Raw genomic sequence first — 1,060 nt, 5'->3', positions numbered from 1 at the left:
TTCGTCGGCGCCACCCCTTCACTCTTAGCCTTTCCCCGTGGGGAGAGGCTGTCGGCAGGCAGATGAGGGGCAGCGCCAGGCCACACGATTTTGTTGTAGAATACGAGGACTTACAAAATGACCGAGACGGTCAAACTCATTACCCCCGTCGATGGCTCGATCTATGCCGAGCGGCCGATTGCTACAGACCAGGCGATCAACGCCGCAGTGGAACGCGCCAAGGCGGCGCAAGAGAAGTGGGCTGAGACACCTATCGTCGAGCGCGGCAAGTACATGTTGGCTATGCTGGAAGCGCTGGTCGCGATGACCGACGAGATCGTGCCGGAAATCGCCTGGCAGATGGGGCGGCCCGTGCGCTATGGCGGCGAATTCGGCGGCGTCAGGGAACGCACCAACTACATGGTCGAGATCGCCGAGCAGGCGCTCAAATCGGTGCCGGCCTCCAACCCCAAGGACGGTTTCCGCCGCTATGTGAAGAAAGACCCGCTCGGCGTCGTCATGGTGATCGCGCCGTGGAATTATCCCTATCTGACCGCCGTCAACACCATCGTGCCGGCGCTGATGGCCGGCAACACCGTGATCCTGAAGCATGCGGCGCAGACGCTGCTGGTCGGCGAGCGCTTTCAGCAGGCTTTCGACAAGATCGGCCTGCCCAAGGGCGTGTTCCAGAATGTCGTGCTGAACCACGCCCAGACCGAAAGGCTGCTCGGCTCGGGCAAGATCGACCACGTCAATTTCACCGGTTCGGTCGGCGGCGGCCGCGCCATCGAAAAGGCGGCGGCGGGCACCTTCATGACGCTCGGCCTCGAGCTTGGCGGCAAGGATCCGGCCTATGTGCTGCCCGACGCCAAGATGGACCATGCGGTCGCCAATCTGGTCGACGGCGCCTTCTACAATTCCGGCCAGTGCTGCTGCGGCATCGAACGCGTTTATGTGCACGAGAAGGTCTATGACGAATTCGTCGAAGGCTTCATCGCCGAGACAAAGAACTATGTCGTCGGCAATCCGCTCGATCAGGCGACGACGATGGGACCGATGGCGCAGGCGCGCTTTGCTGACC

The 1,060-nt window shown here is 62.0% G+C and carries 1 protein-coding gene; it reads left to right on the top strand.

The features are described 5' to 3' along the window. Positions 1-117: 117 nt before the first annotated feature. A partial coding sequence (locus EN994_RS32750; protein ID WP_127308216.1) for an aldehyde dehydrogenase family protein occupies positions 118-1,060 on the top strand: 943 nt, incomplete at its 3' end.

Source organism: Mesorhizobium sp. M7A.F.Ca.CA.002.09.1.1 (assembly GCF_003998555.1).
In the GTDB taxonomy this organism is placed as follows: Bacteria; Pseudomonadota; Alphaproteobacteria; order Rhizobiales; family Rhizobiaceae; genus Mesorhizobium; species Mesorhizobium ciceri.
The sequence above is the reverse complement of the archived record's forward strand: the minus strand, read 5'-3'. Positions and strand labels throughout refer to the sequence as shown.